The organism is Allobosea sp. WAO (genome assembly GCF_001509835.1).
GTDB lineage: Bacteria > Pseudomonadota > Alphaproteobacteria > Rhizobiales > Beijerinckiaceae > Allobosea.
The window spans coordinates 185,934-202,583 of the sequence record NZ_JXTJ01000007.1 but is presented as its reverse complement, the minus strand read 5'-3'; the positions used below and the strand labels follow the sequence as shown (position 1 = coordinate 202,583).

Annotated in this window: 14 protein-coding genes and 1 riboswitch; of the genes, 7 read left to right on the top strand and 7 right to left on the bottom strand. The window is 69.2% G+C overall.

Annotated features, from left to right (window positions below):
- Positions 1-2 precede the first annotated feature (2 nt).
- From nusA to DK26_RS13375, 7 genes are all read left to right on the top strand, one after another.
- Positions 3-1,595: a transcription termination factor NusA gene (gene nusA / locus DK26_RS13405; RefSeq protein WP_066473021.1), complete on the top strand. Its 1,593-nt coding sequence runs from the start codon at positions 3-5 to the stop codon at positions 1,593-1,595.
- 37 nt (positions 1,596-1,632) lie between these two features.
- On the top strand, positions 1,633-2,361 hold the full coding sequence (locus DK26_RS13400) for an RNA-binding protein (RefSeq protein ID WP_083533209.1): 729 nt from the start codon (positions 1,633-1,635) through the stop codon (positions 2,359-2,361).
- Complete coding sequence (infB, locus tag DK26_RS13395; protein ID WP_066473013.1) at positions 2,358-5,201, top strand: translation initiation factor IF-2; 2,844 nt, start codon at positions 2,358-2,360, stop codon at positions 5,199-5,201. Before DK26_RS13400 ends, infB begins: the two co-directional genes overlap by 4 nt.
- Before the next feature lie 156 nt (positions 5,202-5,357).
- Complete coding sequence (gene rbfA / locus DK26_RS13390; RefSeq protein ID WP_066473011.1) at positions 5,358-5,807, top strand: 30S ribosome-binding factor RbfA; 450 nt, start codon at positions 5,358-5,360, stop codon at positions 5,805-5,807.
- Positions 5,797-6,756 (top strand): tRNA pseudouridine(55) synthase TruB, encoded by a 960-nt coding sequence (gene truB / locus DK26_RS13385; protein WP_083533208.1) that lies wholly within the window; start codon positions 5,797-5,799, stop codon positions 6,754-6,756. Before rbfA ends, truB begins: the two co-directional genes overlap by 11 nt.
- 89 nt (positions 6,757-6,845) lie before the next feature.
- Complete coding sequence (locus DK26_RS13380) at positions 6,846-7,877, top strand: proline racemase family protein (protein WP_066473009.1); 1,032 nt, start codon at positions 6,846-6,848, stop codon at positions 7,875-7,877.
- Between the two features lie 89 nt (positions 7,878-7,966).
- Complete coding sequence (locus DK26_RS13375) at positions 7,967-9,679, top strand: hypothetical protein (RefSeq protein ID WP_066473006.1); 1,713 nt, start codon at positions 7,967-7,969, stop codon at positions 9,677-9,679.
- A 19-nt stretch (positions 9,680-9,698) separates the two neighbouring features.
- On the opposite strand, the gene thiE is transcribed toward DK26_RS13375, so the two are convergent.
- The 7 genes from thiE to DK26_RS29850 all read right to left on the bottom strand — a co-directional run bounded on the left by thiE (position 9,699) and on the right by DK26_RS29850 (position 15,509).
- Positions 9,699-10,367: a thiamine phosphate synthase gene (gene thiE / locus DK26_RS13370; protein WP_066473003.1), complete on the bottom strand. Its 669-nt coding sequence runs from the start codon at positions 10,365-10,367 to the stop codon at positions 9,699-9,701.
- 90 nt (positions 10,368-10,457) lie between these two features.
- Positions 10,458-11,207 carry a hydroxyethylthiazole kinase gene (locus DK26_RS13365; protein WP_198162330.1) on the bottom strand — a complete coding sequence of 250 codons (750 nt, stop codon included), beginning with the start codon at positions 11,205-11,207 and terminating at the stop codon, positions 10,458-10,460.
- Positions 11,204-13,096, bottom strand: coding sequence for a phosphomethylpyrimidine synthase ThiC (gene thiC, locus DK26_RS13360; RefSeq protein WP_066472998.1), 1,893 nt, complete (start codon positions 13,094-13,096; stop codon positions 11,204-11,206). The genes DK26_RS13365 and thiC overlap by 4 nt, the downstream gene beginning before the upstream one ends.
- 79 nt (positions 13,097-13,175) lie before the next feature.
- Positions 13,176-13,280, bottom strand: a riboswitch (TPP riboswitch).
- A gap of 106 nt (positions 13,281-13,386) precedes the next feature.
- Entirely contained in the window at positions 13,387-13,599 is a 213-nt protein-coding gene (locus DK26_RS13355) for a hypothetical protein (RefSeq protein ID WP_066472996.1), read from the bottom strand.
- Positions 13,600-13,776: 177 nt separating this feature from the next.
- Complete coding sequence (locus DK26_RS13350; RefSeq protein ID WP_066472994.1) at positions 13,777-13,977, bottom strand: hypothetical protein; 201 nt, start codon at positions 13,975-13,977, stop codon at positions 13,777-13,779.
- Positions 13,978-14,051: 74 nt separating this feature from the next.
- Positions 14,052-14,345, bottom strand: a complete 294-nt coding sequence (locus DK26_RS13345) for a hypothetical protein (protein WP_066472991.1) — start codon at positions 14,343-14,345, stop codon at positions 14,052-14,054.
- A 135-nt stretch (positions 14,346-14,480) separates the two neighbouring features.
- Positions 14,481-15,509 carry an OmpA family protein gene (locus DK26_RS29850; RefSeq protein WP_282568034.1) on the bottom strand — a complete coding sequence of 343 codons (1,029 nt, stop codon included), beginning with the start codon at positions 15,507-15,509 and terminating at the stop codon, positions 14,481-14,483.
- Between the last annotated feature and the right edge of the window lie 1,141 nt (positions 15,510-16,650).

Below are 16,650 nucleotides of genomic sequence, written 5' to 3'. Positions count from 1 at the left end.
CAATGGCTGTCAGCGCCAACAGGCTCGAACTGCTGCAGATCGCGGACGCCGTCGCTCGCGAGAAGTCGATCGACCGCCAGATCGTGATCGACGCCATGCAGGACGCCATCGCCAAGGCGGCGCGCTCGCGCTACGGCGCCGAGACCGACGTCCATGCCGAGATCAACACCAAGTCCGGCGAGCTGCGTCTGGCCCGCCATCTCCAGGTCGTCGACCTCGTCGAGAACGGCGCCACCGAGATCACCGTCGACGAGGCCAAGCGCCACAACCCGGCCGCCCAGGTCGGCGACGTCATCGCCGATCCGCTGCCGCCCTTCGATTTCGGCCGCATCGCCGCCCAGTCGGCCAAGCAGGTCATCGTGCAGAAGGTGCGCGAGGCCGAGCGTGACCGTCAGTATGACGAGTACAAGGACCGCATCGGCGAGATCGTCAACGGCGCGGTGAAGCGCGTCGAATACGGCAACGTCTTCGTCGATCTTGGCCGCGGCGAGGCGATCATCCGCCGCGACGAGATGATCCCGCGCGAGACCTTCAAGGTCGGCGACCGCGCCCGTGCCTATGTCTATGACGTGCGCCGCGAGCCGCGCGGCCCGCAGATCTTCCTGTCGCGCACCCATCCGCAGTTCATGGCCAAGCTGTTCGGCCAGGAAGTGCCGGAAATCTACGACGGCATCGTCGAGGTCAAGGCTGTCGCCCGCGATCCCGGCTCGCGCGCCAAGATCGCCGTGATCTCGCGCGATTCCTCGATCGACCCGGTCGGCGCCTGCGTCGGCATGCGCGGCTCGCGCGTGCAGGCCGTGGTCGGCGAGCTCCAGGGCGAGAAGATCGACATCATCCCGTGGTCGCCCGATGTCGCGACCTTCGTCGTCAATGCGCTGCAGCCGGCGGAAGTCGCGAAGGTCGTGCTCGACGAGGAAGCGGACAAGATCGAGGTCGTGGTGCCGGACGAGCAGCTCTCGCTCGCCATCGGCCGCCGTGGCCAGAACGTCCGCCTCGCCTCGCAGCTCACCGGCTGGGATATCGACATCCTGACCGAGGCCGAGGAATCCGAGCGTCGCCAGAAGGAATTCGTGCAGCGCACGGAGATCTTCATGAACGCGCTCAATGTCGACGAGACCGTCGGCCAACTGCTCGCCTCGGAAGGCTTCCGCTCGGTCGAGGAAGTTGCCTATGTCGAGCCGTCCGAGCTCGCCTCGATCGAGGGCTTCGACGAGGATACCGCTGCCGAGATCCAGGCGCGCGCCCAGGACTATCTCGCCGCCATCGAGGCCGAGTTCGACGAGAAGCGCCGGGCACTCGGCGTCGAGGACGAGCTGCGCGAGGTCGAGGGCGTCACCACCGCGATGATGGTCGCGCTTGGCGAGAACGACGTGAAGAGCGTCGAGGACCTCGCCGGCTGCGCCACCGACGACCTTGTCGGCTGGAGCGAGCGCAAGGATGGCGAGACTACCCGCCATGCCGGCTATCTCGATGGTTTCGACCTGTCGCGTCAGGATGCCGAGGCGATGGTGATGGCTGCCCGCATCAAGGCCGGTTGGATCGAGGCGCCGGAGCCGGCAGCCGAGACCGACGCCGAGGCAGAGGCGCAGGCCTGAGGACGACAGCCTGAGCACTAAGGCCGCAGACCGCGCCGTGGCGCCGCGGGCCGGACGCGAGGGTAGGGCGGACAAGGCCCAGGAGCGGACCTGCGTGGTGACGCGCGAGGCCCGCGCGCCCGAGGACCTGATCCGCTTCGTCGTCGGACCGGGCGACATATTGGTGCCCGATCTTCGGCGTAAATTGCCGGGACGTGGCGTCTGGGTCGGCCTCAGCGCCGCTGCAGTTGGTCTGGCGGTCAAGCGCAAGGCCTTCGAGCGTTCGCTGAAGCAGAAGGTCGTGGTTTCGGCTACGCTCGCCGACGAGATCGACGCCCTGATGGTGAAGGATGCCATCCAGGCGCTCGCCATGGCCAACAAGGCCGGTCTGGTCTCGACCGGCTTCGGCAAGGTCGAGACGCTCGCCGGCTCCGGCCAGGTTGCGGCGATCATCGCCGCGAGCGACGGCGCCGAGGACGGCAAGCGCAAGATCGGGCAGGCCCTTCACCGGGCCGCCACGGCCCGCGCGGAGGCCGGGCTGAAGCCGCGCAATATCCCGGTTGTCGCGATTTTCGCGGCGGCCGAACTGGAACTGGCGTTAGGGCGTGAGCATGTGATACATGCAGCCCTTGTTCCGGGACCGGCGACCGAGGGCTTCCTCTCGCGCTGGCGTCGGCTCGTCCGTTTTCGGACGAACGATGCTGGCGGGGCGCCGTCTATCGACCCGGCGGAATCCGACGCTGCAGATCAAACGAAGACCGAACCGGCAGGACCGAAAGCGGAATGACTGACACCAAGAACCCGGGCGACAAGACCTTGAGCGTGACGCCTCCCAAGACGTTGTCGCTGAAGCGGCCTGTCGAACAGAGCACGGTTCGGCAAAGCTTCTCGCATGGGCGTTCGAAGCAGGTCGTCGTCGAGGTCAAGCGCCGCGTCGGCGGCCATGAGCCCGCGGCTCCGGCGCCGGTCACGCGCGCTCCCCAGCCGCCATCCGCCCCTGTCCCGCCGCGCCCGCAGCCGGCCCCTGCTCGGCCGGCCGGCGGCATGCTCCTGCGCACGCTTTCGGACGACGAGAAGGATGCGCGCCTGCGCGCCCTGACCGATGCCCGCGCCAGCGAGGCCGAAGCCCGCGCCCGCGCCGAGGAAGAGGCGCGCCAGCGCGCTGCCCGCGAGGAGCGCGAGCGGGCCGAGCGCGAGGCCGCCCAGGCGCGCCAGCGCGAGGAAGAGGAACGCAAGCGCCAGGAGGATGAGCGCAAGCGCCGCGCCGACACCGCCATGCGCCAGCGCGAGGAAACCGCTGCGCCGCGTCCGGCCGCGCCGCCTGCCCCGGCCCCTTCGGCGCCCGCAGCGCCCCCGGCTTCGCCCGCGCCTGCGGCTGCCGCTCCGGCCCCCTATGCTTCGTCGCCGCGTCCGGCGCCGTCCGGCCCGCGCGAGTACGGCTCGCCGCGTCCGCCGATGCGCGATGTCGGCGCCCGTCCGCCGAGCCTCGATTTCCGCCGCCCGCGCCCCGACACGCCGCGGCCGCCGCGGCCCGACGCCAATGCCACGGCTGAGCCGCTCGTTGCCCGGCCCGCTCGCCAGGCGCCCGCCTCTGCTGGCGCTCCGCGCAGCCGCCCCGATGACGGTGAGGCGCGTCCCGCCTTCCGCCGCCCGGGTGGCAGCCCCGGCGGAGCGCCGCGCGGCGCGCCGGTTCCGGCGCCCAAGACCCCGAAGGCCGGCGAAAAGCCGCGCGGTCGCCTGACGCTCTCCAATGCCACGGGCGGGGATGACGAGCGTACGCGTTCGGTCGCGGCCTTCCGCCGCCGCGTCCAGCGCATGACCGGCCACCGCGCTTCGGACGTCGCCAAGGAGCGCGTGATGCGCGAGGTGATCATCCCGGAGACGATCACGATCCAGGAACTCGCCAACCGCATGTCGGAGCGGGGCGTCGACGTCATCCGCCTGCTGATGAAGCAGGGCGCGATGCACAAGATCACTGACGTGATCGACGCCGACACCGCCCAGCTCGTGGCCGAGGAAATGGGCCACACCGTCAAGCGCGTTGCCGAATCCGACGTCGAGGAAGGCCTGTTCGACACGCCCGATACCGACGAGGCGCTGGTTTCGCGTCCGCCGGTCGTCACGATCATGGGCCATGTCGACCACGGCAAGACCTCGCTGCTCGACGCGATCCGCAAGACCACCGTCGTCACCGGCGAGGCCGGCGGCATCACCCAGCACATCGGCGCCTATCAGGTGACGACGCCTTCGGGCTCCAAGGTGACCTTCATCGACACTCCCGGCCACGCCGCCTTCACGGCGATGCGTGCCCGCGGTGCCAAGGTGACGGACGTGGTTGTGCTCGTGGTTGCGGCCGATGACGGCGTGATGCCGCAGACGGTCGAGGCCATCAACCACGCCAAGGCGGCGAAGGTGCCGCTGATCGTGGCGATCAACAAGATCGACAAGTCCGACGCCAATCCCGATCGCGTGCGCTCCGAGCTGCTGCAATACGAGATCCAGGTCGAGTCGCTCGGCGGCGAGACGCTGGAAATCGAGGTTTCGGCCAAGACCGGCAAGGGCCTCGACACGCTGCTCGATGCGATCGCGCTGCAGGCCGAAGTGCTCGACCTCAAGGCTAACCCCGATCGCGCTGCCGAAGGCACCGTCATCGAGGCCAAGCTCGACCGTGGTCGCGGTCCGGTCGCGACCGTGCTCGTCCAGCGCGGCACGCTGCGCACCGGCGACATCATCGTCGCGGGCTCCGAATGGGGCCGCGTCCGCGCGCTGATCGCCGACACCGGCGCCCAGATCAAGGAAGCTGCGCCTTCGCTGCCGGTCGAGGTTCTCGGCTTCAACGGTACGCCCGAGGCCGGCGATCGCGTCGCGGTCGTCGAGTCCGAAGCGCGTGCCCGCGAGATCACCGATTACCGCGAGCGCCAGAAGCGCGATCGCCTCGCCGCCCGCGGCGCCGGCTCCGGTGCCGGCCGCTCGCTCGCCGAAATGATGCGCGAGCTCAAGGAAGGCGCTGGCCGCAAGGAGTTCCCGCTCGTCGTCAAGGGCGACGTGCAGGGCTCGGTCGAGGCCATCGTCGGCTCGCTCGAGAAGGTCGGCAATGACGAGGTGCGCGCCCGCGTGCTGCAGTCGGGCGTCGGCGCGATCACCGAGTCGGACGTCACGCTGGCGCAGGCCTCCGGCGCTGTCGTGGTCGGCTTCAACGTGCGCGCCCACAAGGAAGCGCGCGAGGCGGCTGAGCGGGCCGGCGTCGAGATTCGCTACTACAACATCATCTACAACCTGATGGATGACGTTAAGGACGCGATGTCGGGCCTGCTGGCACCGACCCTGCGCGAGACGATGCTCGGCAACGCCCAGATCCTCGAGATCTTCAACGTCTCGAAGGTCGGCAAGATCGCCGGTTGCCGCGTCACCGATGGCACGATCGAGCGTGGCGCCAATGTCCGCCTGATCCGCGACGGCGTCGTGGTCCACGAGGGCAAGCTCGCCCAGCTCAAGCGCTTCAAGGACGACGCCAAGGAAGTGGTGGCCGGCCAGGAGTGCGGCATGTCCTTCGAGAACTACCAGGACATGCGCGCTGGCGACGTCATCGAGTGCTATCGCGTCGAGGAGATCAAGCGCACGCTTTGAGCGTTCGCTTGGCAAGGGTCGGGCCTTGGCCCGCCCCTCTCCCGCGAGAGATGGCGCCCCTGAGGCGCGTGAACGTCACAAGATGGCCGGGCCGAGCCCGGCCATGACGCTTTGACAATCAGCGCTCATCCGGTCCGACTCCGGAGAACGAGAACCATGGCAAAACCCGTAAAGACCTCCGGACCCTCGCAGCGTCAGCTCCGCGTCGGCGAACTGATCCGCCACGCGCTCGCCGAGATGCTGGCGCGCGGCGAAATCCATGACGATGTGCTGGCGAAGCACGTCATCACCGTGCCCGAGGTCCGGCTCTCGCCCGATCTGCGGCTCGCGACCTGCTATATCATGCCGCTCGGCGGCCAGGACGTGGCACCGGTGCTGAAGGCGCTGACCGGCCACAAGCGCTACATCCGCGGTGAGATCGCGCATCGCGTGAACCTGAAATACGCGCCCGACGTCCGTTTTCTGCACGATGAGAGCTTCGCCGAGGCCGAGCGCATCGATGCCCTGCTCTATTCCGACAAGGTCCGCCAGGACATCCTGAAGCAGCCGCTCCGCATCGACGACATCGATCAAGACGAACTCCAAGACAAGCCCAATGACGACTGAAGAGAACGGCGCCGCCGCCGAGGCTGGCAAGGAAGCGGGCGGCAGGGAATTCGCGCCGCGGCCGAAGAAGCGCGACGTGCATGGCTGGGTTGTGCTCGACAAGCCGGTCGGCATGACATCGACCCATGCGGTCAGCGTGGTGAAGCGCGCCTTCTCGGCCAAGAAGGCCGGCCATGCGGGCACGCTCGATCCGCTCGCCTCCGGCCTTTTGCCGATCGCGCTCGGCGAGGCGACCAAGACCGTTCCCTTCGTGATGGATGGCCGCAAGGCCTATCAGTTCACTGTCGCCTGGGGTTCGCAGACCGATACCGACGACACCGAGGGCAAGGTCGTCGCGACCTCCGAGGCACGGCCGCAGGAAGACGCGATCCTGGCGCTGCTGCCGCGCTTCACCGGCACGATCCAGCAGGTGCCGCCGAAATTCTCGGCGATCAAGATCGCCGGCGAACGCGCCTATGACCTCGCCCGCGACGGCGAGGAGGTGACTCTGGAGGCCCGCCCGGTCGAGATCACCTCGCTGCGCATCGTCACGCATTCGCCGGAGACGACGACCTTCGAGGCCGAATGCGGCAAGGGCACCTATGTCCGTGCCATCGCCCGCGACCTCGGCTTGGCGCTCGGCTGCCTCGGCCATGTCGCCCATCTCAGGCGCACCCGCGTCGGCCCGTTCGCGATCGATGATGCCGTGACGGTCGAGACCTTGCGCGAGGGCCCCGAGGTGGCGGCTACGGCCCTGCAGCCAGTCGCGACCGCCCTGTCGCTGATCCCCGAGATCGTTATCCACCGGGATGCGGCGCTCCGGCTGAAGCGCGGCCAGAGCGTCCTGCTGCGCGGCCGCGACGCACCTATCGAATCGCAGGCGGTCTACACCACCTGTGGCGGCGTGCTGATCGCCACCGGTTCGATCGAGCAGGGCGAGTTCGTGCCGCACCGGGTCTTCAACCTCTGAGCCTCTCAAGCGCCGCTGCCGCTCTGGCGGCAGCGCGCGATCCGGCTAGGCTGAGCAGCGATGGCGGAGCCGCCATCGGGAGAGCAGCCATGCGCCTTGCCTATGTCGACTACCATACCTGTGGCGAGCCGGTCCGGATCGTGACTTCGGGCTACCCCGAGCTGACCGGCGCAACCATTCTGGAGAAGCGCCGGCAGGCCCGTGAGCTGCATGACGATCTGCGCCGGGCGATGATGCTGGAGCCGCGCGGCCATGACGGCATGTACGGCGTCATCCCGGTCGCGGCGAGCGGTCCCGAAGCGGCCTTCGGCGTGCTCTTCACCCATAATGAGGGCTACTCGACGATGTGTGGCCACGCCACCATCGCGCTCGGCCGCTATGCGATCGAGCATGGGCTGGTGCCGGCGGTCGAGCCGGTGACGCGCTTTGCCATGGAGGCGCCTTGCGGCCTCCTGCGCCTCGCCTGCGACGTCGCGGGCGGCAAGGTCGGCAAGGTCAGCTTCGAGAGCGTCCCGGCCTTCGTCGAGGCGCGCGATCTCGCGGTCGAGCTCTCCGGCTTCGGAACGGTCGTCACCGACATCGCCTATGGCGGCGCCTATTACTGCATCCTGCCGGCCTCGCGCTTCGGGCTCGACCTGTTCGCGACGCCGGTCGAGGAGATCGTCGCCGCAGCAGGCGCGCTGACCGATAGGGTGCGGGCGACGCGGGCGATCACTCATCCGCAGGAGCCCGATCTCGGCTTTCTCTACGGCACCATCGTCACCGACGAGGCCGGTCCGGAGGCCGAGAGCTTCAATCTCTGCGTCTTCGCCGAGCGCCAGATCGACCGCTCGCCGACCGGCTCCGGCGTGACCGCGCGCATGGCGCTGGACCATGCCAAGGGCCTGATCCCGCCAGGAAGGAGCCGCAGCTTCCGCAGCATCACCGGCGGAGCCTTTGCCGGCACGGTGGTCGGGCCGGTCGAGTTCGCTGCTGCCGGGGCCGCCACCGTTGCGGTCGCCGGCACGAGCCATCTTGCCGGGGAGGGCAGCTTCGTCATCGAGCCGGACGATCCGCTGCGCCATGGCTTTGCCCTGCCGCGGCGCTTCGCCGAGATCCCGGGCGCCCCGGCGCGGGGCTAGGAACGGCCCGTTCCGGCGTCATTCGCCGATCGCCGCAGGCTCCCGGTAAGGTTTTGCTGCCAGTCTCCCGCGCGACCAGGAAGGTGGGCATGGCGATGGGCACTGTGAAGACGCAGCGAGCACTCGCGGCGGAAGGCGACGCTGCCTGGAGCCTGCGTCGGCTCGCGTTCAGCCCTGCTTTCTGGCTGGCCCTCTTTCTCGCCTTTGTCCTCGCCGGGCTCGTCCTGCCGCTGCGCCTGCCGCTCGGCGCGAATTACTGGGACACCGCCGTCTATTTCGACGCGGCCCAACGCATCCACGAGGGCCAGGTCCCGAGCATCGATTTCTTCGCGCCGGTCGGCCCACTCGGCTATTACCTCGTCGCCGGCCTCGATCTCGCCTTTCCGAAGGCACACCCGATCCTGCTCGCCAACTGGGGCGTGCTGCCGGTCGCGCTGCCCCTGCTCGCGATCGTCGTCTTCCATGTCGCGCCGCGCTCGCGCGGGCAGGCGCTGGCCCTGCTGCTACCCTTCCTGCTTTTCGCCTCGCTGCCGATCAACCTGCACGAGCTCTACCCGCTGCCGGGCCTCGACGGCTTCGGCCATTACAACCGGCATATCTGCCTGCTGCTCTATGTGCTGGTGGCGACGCTGTTCTTCGTGCGCAGCCCGCTGCTCCTGACCTTGCTGGTTGGGGCGCTGATGCTGGCGCTGTTACTGGTCAAGGTCACCGGCGCGGTCAGCGGCTCCATGCTGGTCGGCTATGCCGTGCTGACCGGCCGGATGCGTTTCCGGGATGCGGCCCTCGCCGCTGGTGCCGTCATCGCGTTCCTCGCCCTTCTCGATCTCGGCACCGGCCTGGTTCGGGCCTATGTCGAGGACATCCTGACCCTGCTCTCGCTCAATACCGGGGCGTTGCTGCCGCGCTTCCTGACCGTGGCCTCGGTCAAGTTCAATGTCATCGGCTCGGTGCTCGTCCTGCTCGGCGTGCTGGTCTGGGTGGCCTGGCGCGACCGGCAGGTGACGGTCGGCGCGTTCCTGCGAGCACTTGCGGTTTCGACCACCGGCTGGCTCGCGGTCACCCTGTTCGCCCTCGTCCTCTTCGAGACGCAGAACACCGGCAGCCTCGAATTCATCGCGCTCTGGCCTTTGCTGCTGGCGATCCTGCTGGAATGGCGGGGGCGGACGGATCGGCTTCGCTCGCTGGTGCTGGTGCTGCTCCTCGCCGCGTCCCTGCCATCGGCGCTGATCTTCATCGAGCGCGGGGTCCGCGCCATGCTCGGCGCGCCGACCTACGAAGCCTTGCGCGTCGACGATCTCGGCCGGATCGGCCGGGTCAGCGTCAAGCGCGAGATCGCCGAACGCGCGCCGCTGATGCTGGACCATTACGCGCAGAACCAGCGCGCCTATGCCGATCTCGCCGGCAAGGGCCAGCTGCCCTCCTTCATCCTCTATTCCGCCATCGACTATCAGGCGACCTGGCTGCTCGAGGCCGAGCAGGGCATCGAGGCGATCCGAGCCTGGGAGAGCGCCAACAAGCGCGAGCTCAACGGCTTCTTCACACTGGATTTCGTTGACCTCTTCAATCGTCAGCTCGACCGAAGGCCGCCGCGCCACGTCCCGATCGGCATCGACCCTTTCCGCAGCAATCCGAAGGTGGCAGCCCAGGCGCTGGAGGATCTGCGCGAGCTCGATGCGATCATGGCGCCGAAATGCCCGCAGACCACGGCCCGCGGCATGATCCTCCAGCACTTCGCGAAGGCGTTGGAAGGGCGGACCAGGATCGCGCTCTCGCCTTGCTGGGACATGTATCTGAAGGGCTGAGGGGGCTGTCCCCTGGCGATCAGACCGGGGCCGCCAGCCGCCGCGCCAGCGCAGCGTCGACTGCCTCCCGTAGGGCACGGGCTGCCGCCGTGATGTCCTGCCCGCCGAACAGCGCCCCGATCACCGCAACGCCATCGGCGCCGGCGGCGATCACTGAGCCGGCATTGCCTGCGTCGATCCCGGCGATGGCGCCGACCGGAAGGCCGCCGAGCGCCTGTGCCGCGGCTAGGCGCAGGGCAGAATAGCCCTCGATACCGAGCGGCGCCTTGGCATCGTCCTTGTGCTGCGTGGAGAAGACCGCGCCGGCGCAGGCATAGTCGATCTTCGCGGCCGCCAGCTCGGGCAGGTCCTCGATCTTGTTCAGAGTCGCCCCGATGATGGCGCGCGGGCCGAGCAGCCGGCGCGCATCGCTGAGCTTCATGTCGTCGGCGCCGAGATGGACGCCATCGGCGCCCGCGGCGAGCGCCACGTCGACCCGGTCGTTGATCAGCAGCGGCACATTGGTGCCGTGCAGCGCCGAGCGGATGGCGCGGGCCTCGCGTACCATCTCGCGCGTCGTCTCGTTCTTGGCGCGCAGCTGGATCAGCGTCGCGCCGCCCTCGACCGCCTCGCGCGCCATGTCGGCCAGCGAGCGGCCGCGGGCGATCTGCGGGTCGACGATGCCGTAGAGGCTGATGTCGACGGTCATGTCGGTCTTCCTGTTCTCATCGTGCCGGGCGCCTTGCGGGCGCAGGGAGGCGAACTTGCCGCCCGGCGCTCTCGGCTCCCGCGGCGGGTATCACCCCGCCATGCGTTGCGCCAGCGTCGCCTCGTCGATGCCGGCGAGGGCGTCGACGAGCTCGACCGCGAAGCTGCCGGGCCCGCGCGAGCGTTCCGCCGCGATTTCGCCGGCGATGCCATAGGCCGTCAAGGCCGCCGCCGCGGCGATGGCCGGGTCCTTTTCGACGGCGCAACAGGCGGCGATCAGTGCCCCCGCCGCGCAGCCGACGCCGGTGACCTTGGTCATCAGCGGGTGGCCATGCGAGACCGAGAAGCTCGCCGCGCCGCTCTCGATCCGGTCGACCTTGCCGGTGGTGACACGGGTTACCCCTTCGGCCGCGGCAAGATCGAAGGTGAGCGCCGTCATTTCCGTGGCGTTGCCACGCACGACGAGGTTCGGCAGGCGCAGCACCTGCCGGGCGATGTGCTGGCGCAGCGGCGAGAGCTCGACGAAGACCGGGTCGAAGACCAGGGGCTTGCCCCGCTCGCGGGCCACCTCGAGCAGTTTCGGGATGGCGAGCTCGCTCTCGGCATTGATCGTGCCGATATTGATCAGGATCGCGCCGGCGCCTTCCGCCATCGCCGCGACCTCGTCGACATGGATGGCCATGGACGGGATCGCGCCGAAGGCGAGCAGCATGTTCGCCGTGATGTTCTGCGCCACCGTATTGGTCAGGCACTGCACCCGCGGGCGGTTCTCCGCCACGCGGGCGAGGACCGAGGCGACGCGCGCAGCGTCGACCCGGTCCATCGCCATGACCGCGCTCATTCGGCCGCCGGCAAATAGAGCTGCGCGCCCTTGTTGAGGAACTCCTCCGACTTCGCCGCCATGCCCTCGCTCGCCATGGCCTCCAGCGCCGCCCGCTCGTTCTCGCCCATCGCCAGCACCTCGGCGCGCAGGTCCTGGGTGATCTTCATCGAGCAGAACTTCGGCCCGCACATCGAGCAGAAATGCGCGACCTTGTGGGCGTCCTTCGGCAGCGTCTCGTCATGGAAGGCGCGCGCCGTATCGGGATCAAGCGCCAGGTTGAACTGGTCCTCCCAGCGGAAGTCGAAGCGGGCACGCGACAAGGCATCGTCGCGCAGCTTCGCCGCCGGATGGCCTTTGGCGAGGTCGGCGGCATGGGCGGCAATCCGGTAGGTGATCACGCCGGTCTTGACGTCGTCCCGATCTGGCAGGCCGAGATGCTCCTTCGGCGTGACGTAGCAGAGCATGGCGCAGCCGAACCAGCCGATCATCGCCGCGCCGATGCCGGAGGTGATGTGGTCATAGCCGGGCGCGATGTCGGTGGTCAGCGGTCCCAATGTGTAGAACGGGGCTTCGCCGCATTCGCGCAGCTGCTTGTCCATGTTCTCCTTGATCTTGTGCATCGGCACATGGCCGGGGCCCTCGATCATCACCTGGCAACCCTTCTCCCAAGCGGTCTTGGTGAGTTCCCCCAGGGTCTCCAGCTCGGCGAACTGGGCGCGGTCATTGGCGTCGGCGATCGAACCCGGACGCAGGCCGTCGCCCAGCGAGAACGAGACGTCATACTTGCGCATGATCTCGCAGATCTCGTCGAAGCGCTCGTAGAGGAAGCTCTCCTTGTGATGCGCCAGGCACCAGCGCGCCATGATCGAGCCGCCGCGCGAGACGATGCCGGTCACCCTGGAAGCCGTCAACGGAACATAAGGAAGCCGCACGCCGGCATGGATGGTGAAATAGTCGACGCCCTGCTCGGCCTGCTCGATCAGCGTGTCCTTGAACACCTCCCAGTCGAGCTTGATCGGGTCGCCGCCGACCTTCTCCAGAGCCTGGTAGATCGGCACGGTGCCGATCGGAACCGGCGAGTTGCGTAGGATCCAGGAGCGGATGTTGTGGATGTTGCGGCCGGTGGAGAGGTCCATCACCGTATCGGCGCCCCAGCGGATCGCCCAGACCAGCTTCTCGACCTCCTCGGCGGCGCCGGATGTCACGGCCGAGTTGCCGATATTGGCGTTGATCTTGACCAGGAAATTGCGGCCGATCGCCATCGGCTCCAGTTCGGGGTGGTTGATGTTCGCGGGGATGATGGCGCGCCCGCGGGCGATCTCCTCGCGGACGAATTCCGGCGTGACGAATTCGGGAACCGAGGCGCCGAAGCTCTCGCCATCGGCATGGCGCTCCCTCGCGCCTTCCAGCATGGCGGCGCGGCCGAGATTCTCGCGATGCGCGACATAGATCATCTCGGGCGTGATGATGCCGGCCTTGGCGAATTCGTACTGCGTCGCCATCTGGCCGGGCTTGGCTTCGAGGATCGGTCGCTCAGCCGGGCAGGCCGGGACCAGATGCTCTTCCGAGATGTTGCCGTTGTCGGCGGCGGTGACGGCACGGCCGGGCACGGTCGCAAAGCCCTGCGCGTCGAGCCAGGCCCGGCGCGGCTGGATCAGGCCGGCATTGAGGTCGATCTTCGCATCGGTCTCCGTATAGGGGCCGGACGGGTCGTAGATGCGCACCGGCGGCTCGGCATCGGTGGTCAGCACCACCTCGCGGAAGGGCACCCGCATCTCCGGATGCTCCGGCGCCGCGACATAGATCTTGCGCGAGCCGATGATCGGCCCGGTCGTCACGCCGGTGGGGGCGCCAAACTTGGACGCGGCCTTGGCGTTGTTCTTCTGGGGCTTGGTATGGGCGTTCATGGGATCTCCTCCTTGGTCCAAGGTTCAGGAGATCCGGGTGTCTGGACGGTCCAGTCGCTGTTATGCGGCTACAGATAGGGCGTAGGCCGCGTTCCAGTCCCTCCGCCGGTATGACCCGGATCAGGTTCGACGGGTTCGGCGTCGGACGCCATCTCAGCTCTTGCGAGCACCCCTCGGAACGAGGCGGAGGTTAGAGGCGGTCGAGAAAGGAAGCAAGCCGGCGCTGAGGCGGCGGCCATGTGGTGGCGGCATGCGGGAAAATCGGCGCTGCCGCTTGTGGTCGGCCCGGTTCAGATGGTGACGTCGAGATGCTCGCCCTGGCCGAAGGGCAGTGCGGCCTTCTGTTCCGCGATGCTGCGCTCCAGCATCTCGACCAGGCCACGCTGGGCATCGTCCAGCTCTTTCTGCATTTCGGCCTGCTGCGCCGGCTGGGGCCGCTCGATGGACCGCTCTTGGGGCCGGGCGACGAAACTCTCGCCGATCAGAAAAGACGAGTCGCTCATGCTCTCCTCCCTCGCCTCGAGGATACAGAACGCGCCTTACCCGAATCTGAATCCGAAGCTGCGAGTTTTGGCGGCGCCAAAGCACTTTCGAGCGAAGTGGGTACCGGTTCGCGTGAAGAAAGTGCGGTAATCAATGGACTGGAGCTATTTCGCGAAACGCGGATTAGCTCCAGTCGATCAGGCGGTGATGTCGAGATTGCCGCCCTGCCCGGCCGGCAGCGTGGCCTTCTGCTGCTCGGCCGATTGCTGCAGCATCGAGACCAGCGCCTGGTCGGCCTTGGCGTTCTGCTTGACCATTTCGAGCTGCATGGTCTGCTGCGTCGCGGCCGAACGCATGCTGATCATGCTCTGGGCGATCACGGTCGACATTTCGCTCATGGCAAACTCCTCGCCGCGACCATAGGCGGCGAGCCCTTACGCAAATCTGAATCCTCCCCGGCGCTCTCGAGCGATCAGGGCGCGATGATCGAAGGCACGCCCCGCGGCATCGGCAGGTCGCGACCCGGCTGGGCCGGGCCGCGCCGGTCGCGCGCCACTCGCTCGCGTTCGCGCCGGACTTCGGCGCGCTCGGCGGCCGGTTCGTCCCGCTGAACGTCGCCGACATTCGGTGCCATCGGCACGCCGGGCGCGCGCTCGCGCGGGATCGTCGTCATATCCGGGCCGGATTGCTCCTGCCCGGCCGCAGCCTCTGCAGCGATAAGCCCGATGAGCACGAGGCTCATCAGGAACCAGAATGATCTGCGCATGGGGCCCTCCTGCGCTGGTCGGGCCGGCAGCAGGCAAACTCCGGCCTGACCACAGAACGGGCGAGGGCGGCGAAGGTTCCATCGCGATTTGCAGATGCAGCCCGGGCGCTCGACAGGGAGCGCCCGGGCCTTTCATCACTGCGCGTTCTGGCCGGTCAGCAGCGGCGTGATCCGGCGCAGCGTCACGCGCCGGTTCTCGCGCGAGTCGCCCTGCGTCTGGACCTTGAGATACTGCTCGCCATAGCCCTGCGTCGTCAGGTTCTCGGCGGGAACGCCGAAATCGCGGGTCAGGATCTCGGCGACCGACTGGGCCCGCCGGTCCGAGAGCGAGAGGTTGTCGATGTCGGCGCCGACCGCGTCGGTATGGCCCTCGACCAGGAAGACCTCGTTCGGCGTGCGTTCGACCGCCTGCATCACGGCCTGCGCCAGCACGCGCAGGCGCTGCGCCTGGTCGGCGCCGACTGTCCAGGAGCCGGAGTCGAAGTTGATCGTGTCGACATCGACGCTGCGCATATGAGCTCGCAGGTCCGGCGAGTAGCGCACCTCGTCCAGCGTGTAGCGACGCGGGACGGGGGCGACCGGCGGGGCGGTGATCGTCTCGTAGATCAGCCGCTCATCGGCGTGCCCGGCATCGACGATGTAGCGCTCACGCGGGATGCGTAGCGGCGGCGGCGGCAGTTCGACGATCTCCTCGGCGAAGCGCGGGCGCGGTCCGTCGCGGCGCATATTGTCGATGATGATGACCTCGGCGCCGTCGCGCTCGCGCCGCGAGCGCCGCAGCAGCCGGCCATCGGCATCCGTCACTGTGACGATCTGCGTGCCGTCGCGGCGGTCATAGACCGTCACCGTCTCCTCGCCGCGGCGTTCGCTGCGGGTGTCGAGCCCGAGGTCGCGGAAGCGCTGGTTCTCGTCGCGCCGAATGATGACGCGGTCGTCATCGCCGCGGATAAGGGTCCGGCCGGGCTCGCGGATGATGGTGACGTCGCCCTCGCGCGTCTCCTGCCGCCGGCTGCGGACATCGTCGAGCCTGTCGGCGCCCCGCGTCGCCATGATGCCGCCGATCGCGGCCGCACCGAGCCCGATCGCGGCTGCGCCGCCAAGGCCGATGCCGCCGCGTCGCCCCTGTCGTTCAGGCGGCGGCAACTGGCCGGGCTGTCCCGGCATCCCGGGCTGGATGGGCTGGACCTGGCCGGGCACGACAACGGGTTGCGCGGGTGCGCCGGGCAATTGGCCGGGGGCGGGTGCAGCTTGCGATGGCGCGGCTCCCGGCTGCGGCGGGGCACCCGGCGCGCGGCCGGCGTTCGGAGCGGGGGCGGGTTGAGCCGGGCTGGGCTGGGCGGGCACCGGGGCGGGCGCCGGCTGGCGGTTGAGACCTGAGGGCGGCTGGACCGGCGCCGTCGGGGCAGGCGCCGTGCCGGGTTGCGGTTGGGTGGCGCGCGGTGCTGTGCCGGGTGCGGGAGCCGCCTGGCCGGGGCCGGGCTGGCGGTTCAAGCTTGGCGCTTGCTGCGACGGAGCTGCGCCCGGCTGCGGCGCGGCAGTGGGAGCCCGGCCGGCCGGCGGTACGACGGCCGGCTGACCACCGCTCGGAGCCGCCTGGCCAGGGGCGGGGCGATTGGGCGCCGCCGGCATCGCTGGCGCCGCAGGGAGCTGGCCCGGCGCGGTCTGCGCAGGACCGGGCCGGCGTTGGGCGCCCTCGCCCGACGGTGCTCCCGGGCCGCTGGGCCGGGTCGCCGGCGCATCCGGCCGCCCCGGCGAAGGTTGCGGCGCGATCTGGCCGGGAGCCGGACGTTGCGGTGCTGCGGGGATGGTGGAGGGCGCGCGAGGCGCTCCCTGCGGAGCCGAAGGTGCGATCTGCCCGGGGGCGGGGCCCGCCGGCGGTGACGGACGGCGCGGTTCTTCGGGCATGGCGGGCGCGGCCCGGCCGGCAGGGGGCGCCGCCTGCGGCGCGGTGGGCGGGCGCGGCATGTTCGGATTCACGCCGGCCGGCCGCTCCGGTGCACCGGGCCGAGCCGCCGGCGGCTGACCAGGCGCCGGACGGGCGCCGGGGCGTTCCTGCCCGCCTTGCGGAGGACGTTCCTGCCCGCCCGGCCGCTGGCGGCGAGGATCGGGACGGTCGTCATCGCCGGACTGGGCCTGGGCGAGCTGGAGCGATGGTGCGGCGAAACTGCCCTGCGATAGAGCGATGGCGGGGATCAGGGTGCCGAGCAGGAGCAGGTTCTTGGTGCGCATGATGACGTCCGTTTGCAGTTGTTCTTCCGGACATCAGCGCCCTCGCGCCCTGAATTCCGGATGAACCGAAAACGGC

Coding starts and splice junctions, on each gene's coding strand:
- thiC (WP_066472998.1), bottom strand. CDS start 13,096: ATGAACGCCCATACCAAGCCCCAGAAGAACAACGCCAAGGCCGCGTCC.
- infB (WP_066473013.1), top strand. CDS start 2,358: ATGACTGACACCAAGAACCCGGGCGACAAGACCTTGAGCGTGACGCCT.
- DK26_RS13350 (WP_066472994.1), bottom strand. CDS start 13,977: ATGAGCGAAATGTCGACCGTGATCGCCCAGAGCATGATCAGCATGCGT.
- DK26_RS13380 (WP_066473009.1), top strand. CDS start 6,846: ATGCGCCTTGCCTATGTCGACTACCATACCTGTGGCGAGCCGGTCCGG.
- DK26_RS13365 (WP_198162330.1), bottom strand. CDS start 11,207: ATGAGCGCGGTCATGGCGATGGACCGGGTCGACGCTGCGCGCGTCGCC.
- rbfA (WP_066473011.1), top strand. CDS start 5,358: ATGGCAAAACCCGTAAAGACCTCCGGACCCTCGCAGCGTCAGCTCCGC.
- DK26_RS13375 (WP_066473006.1), top strand. CDS start 7,967: ATGGCGATGGGCACTGTGAAGACGCAGCGAGCACTCGCGGCGGAAGGC.
- nusA (WP_066473021.1), top strand. CDS start 3: ATGGCTGTCAGCGCCAACAGGCTCGAACTGCTGCAGATCGCGGACGCC.
- DK26_RS13345 (WP_066472991.1), bottom strand. CDS start 14,345: ATGCGCAGATCATTCTGGTTCCTGATGAGCCTCGTGCTCATCGGGCTT.
- truB (WP_083533208.1), top strand. CDS start 5,797: ATGACGACTGAAGAGAACGGCGCCGCCGCCGAGGCTGGCAAGGAAGCG.
- DK26_RS29850 (WP_282568034.1), bottom strand. CDS start 15,509: ATGCCGGGACAGCCCGGCCAGTTGCCGCCGCCTGAACGACAGGGGCGA.
- thiE (WP_066473003.1), bottom strand. CDS start 10,367: ATGACCGTCGACATCAGCCTCTACGGCATCGTCGACCCGCAGATCGCC.
- DK26_RS13355 (WP_066472996.1), bottom strand. CDS start 13,599: ATGAGCGACTCGTCTTTTCTGATCGGCGAGAGTTTCGTCGCCCGGCCC.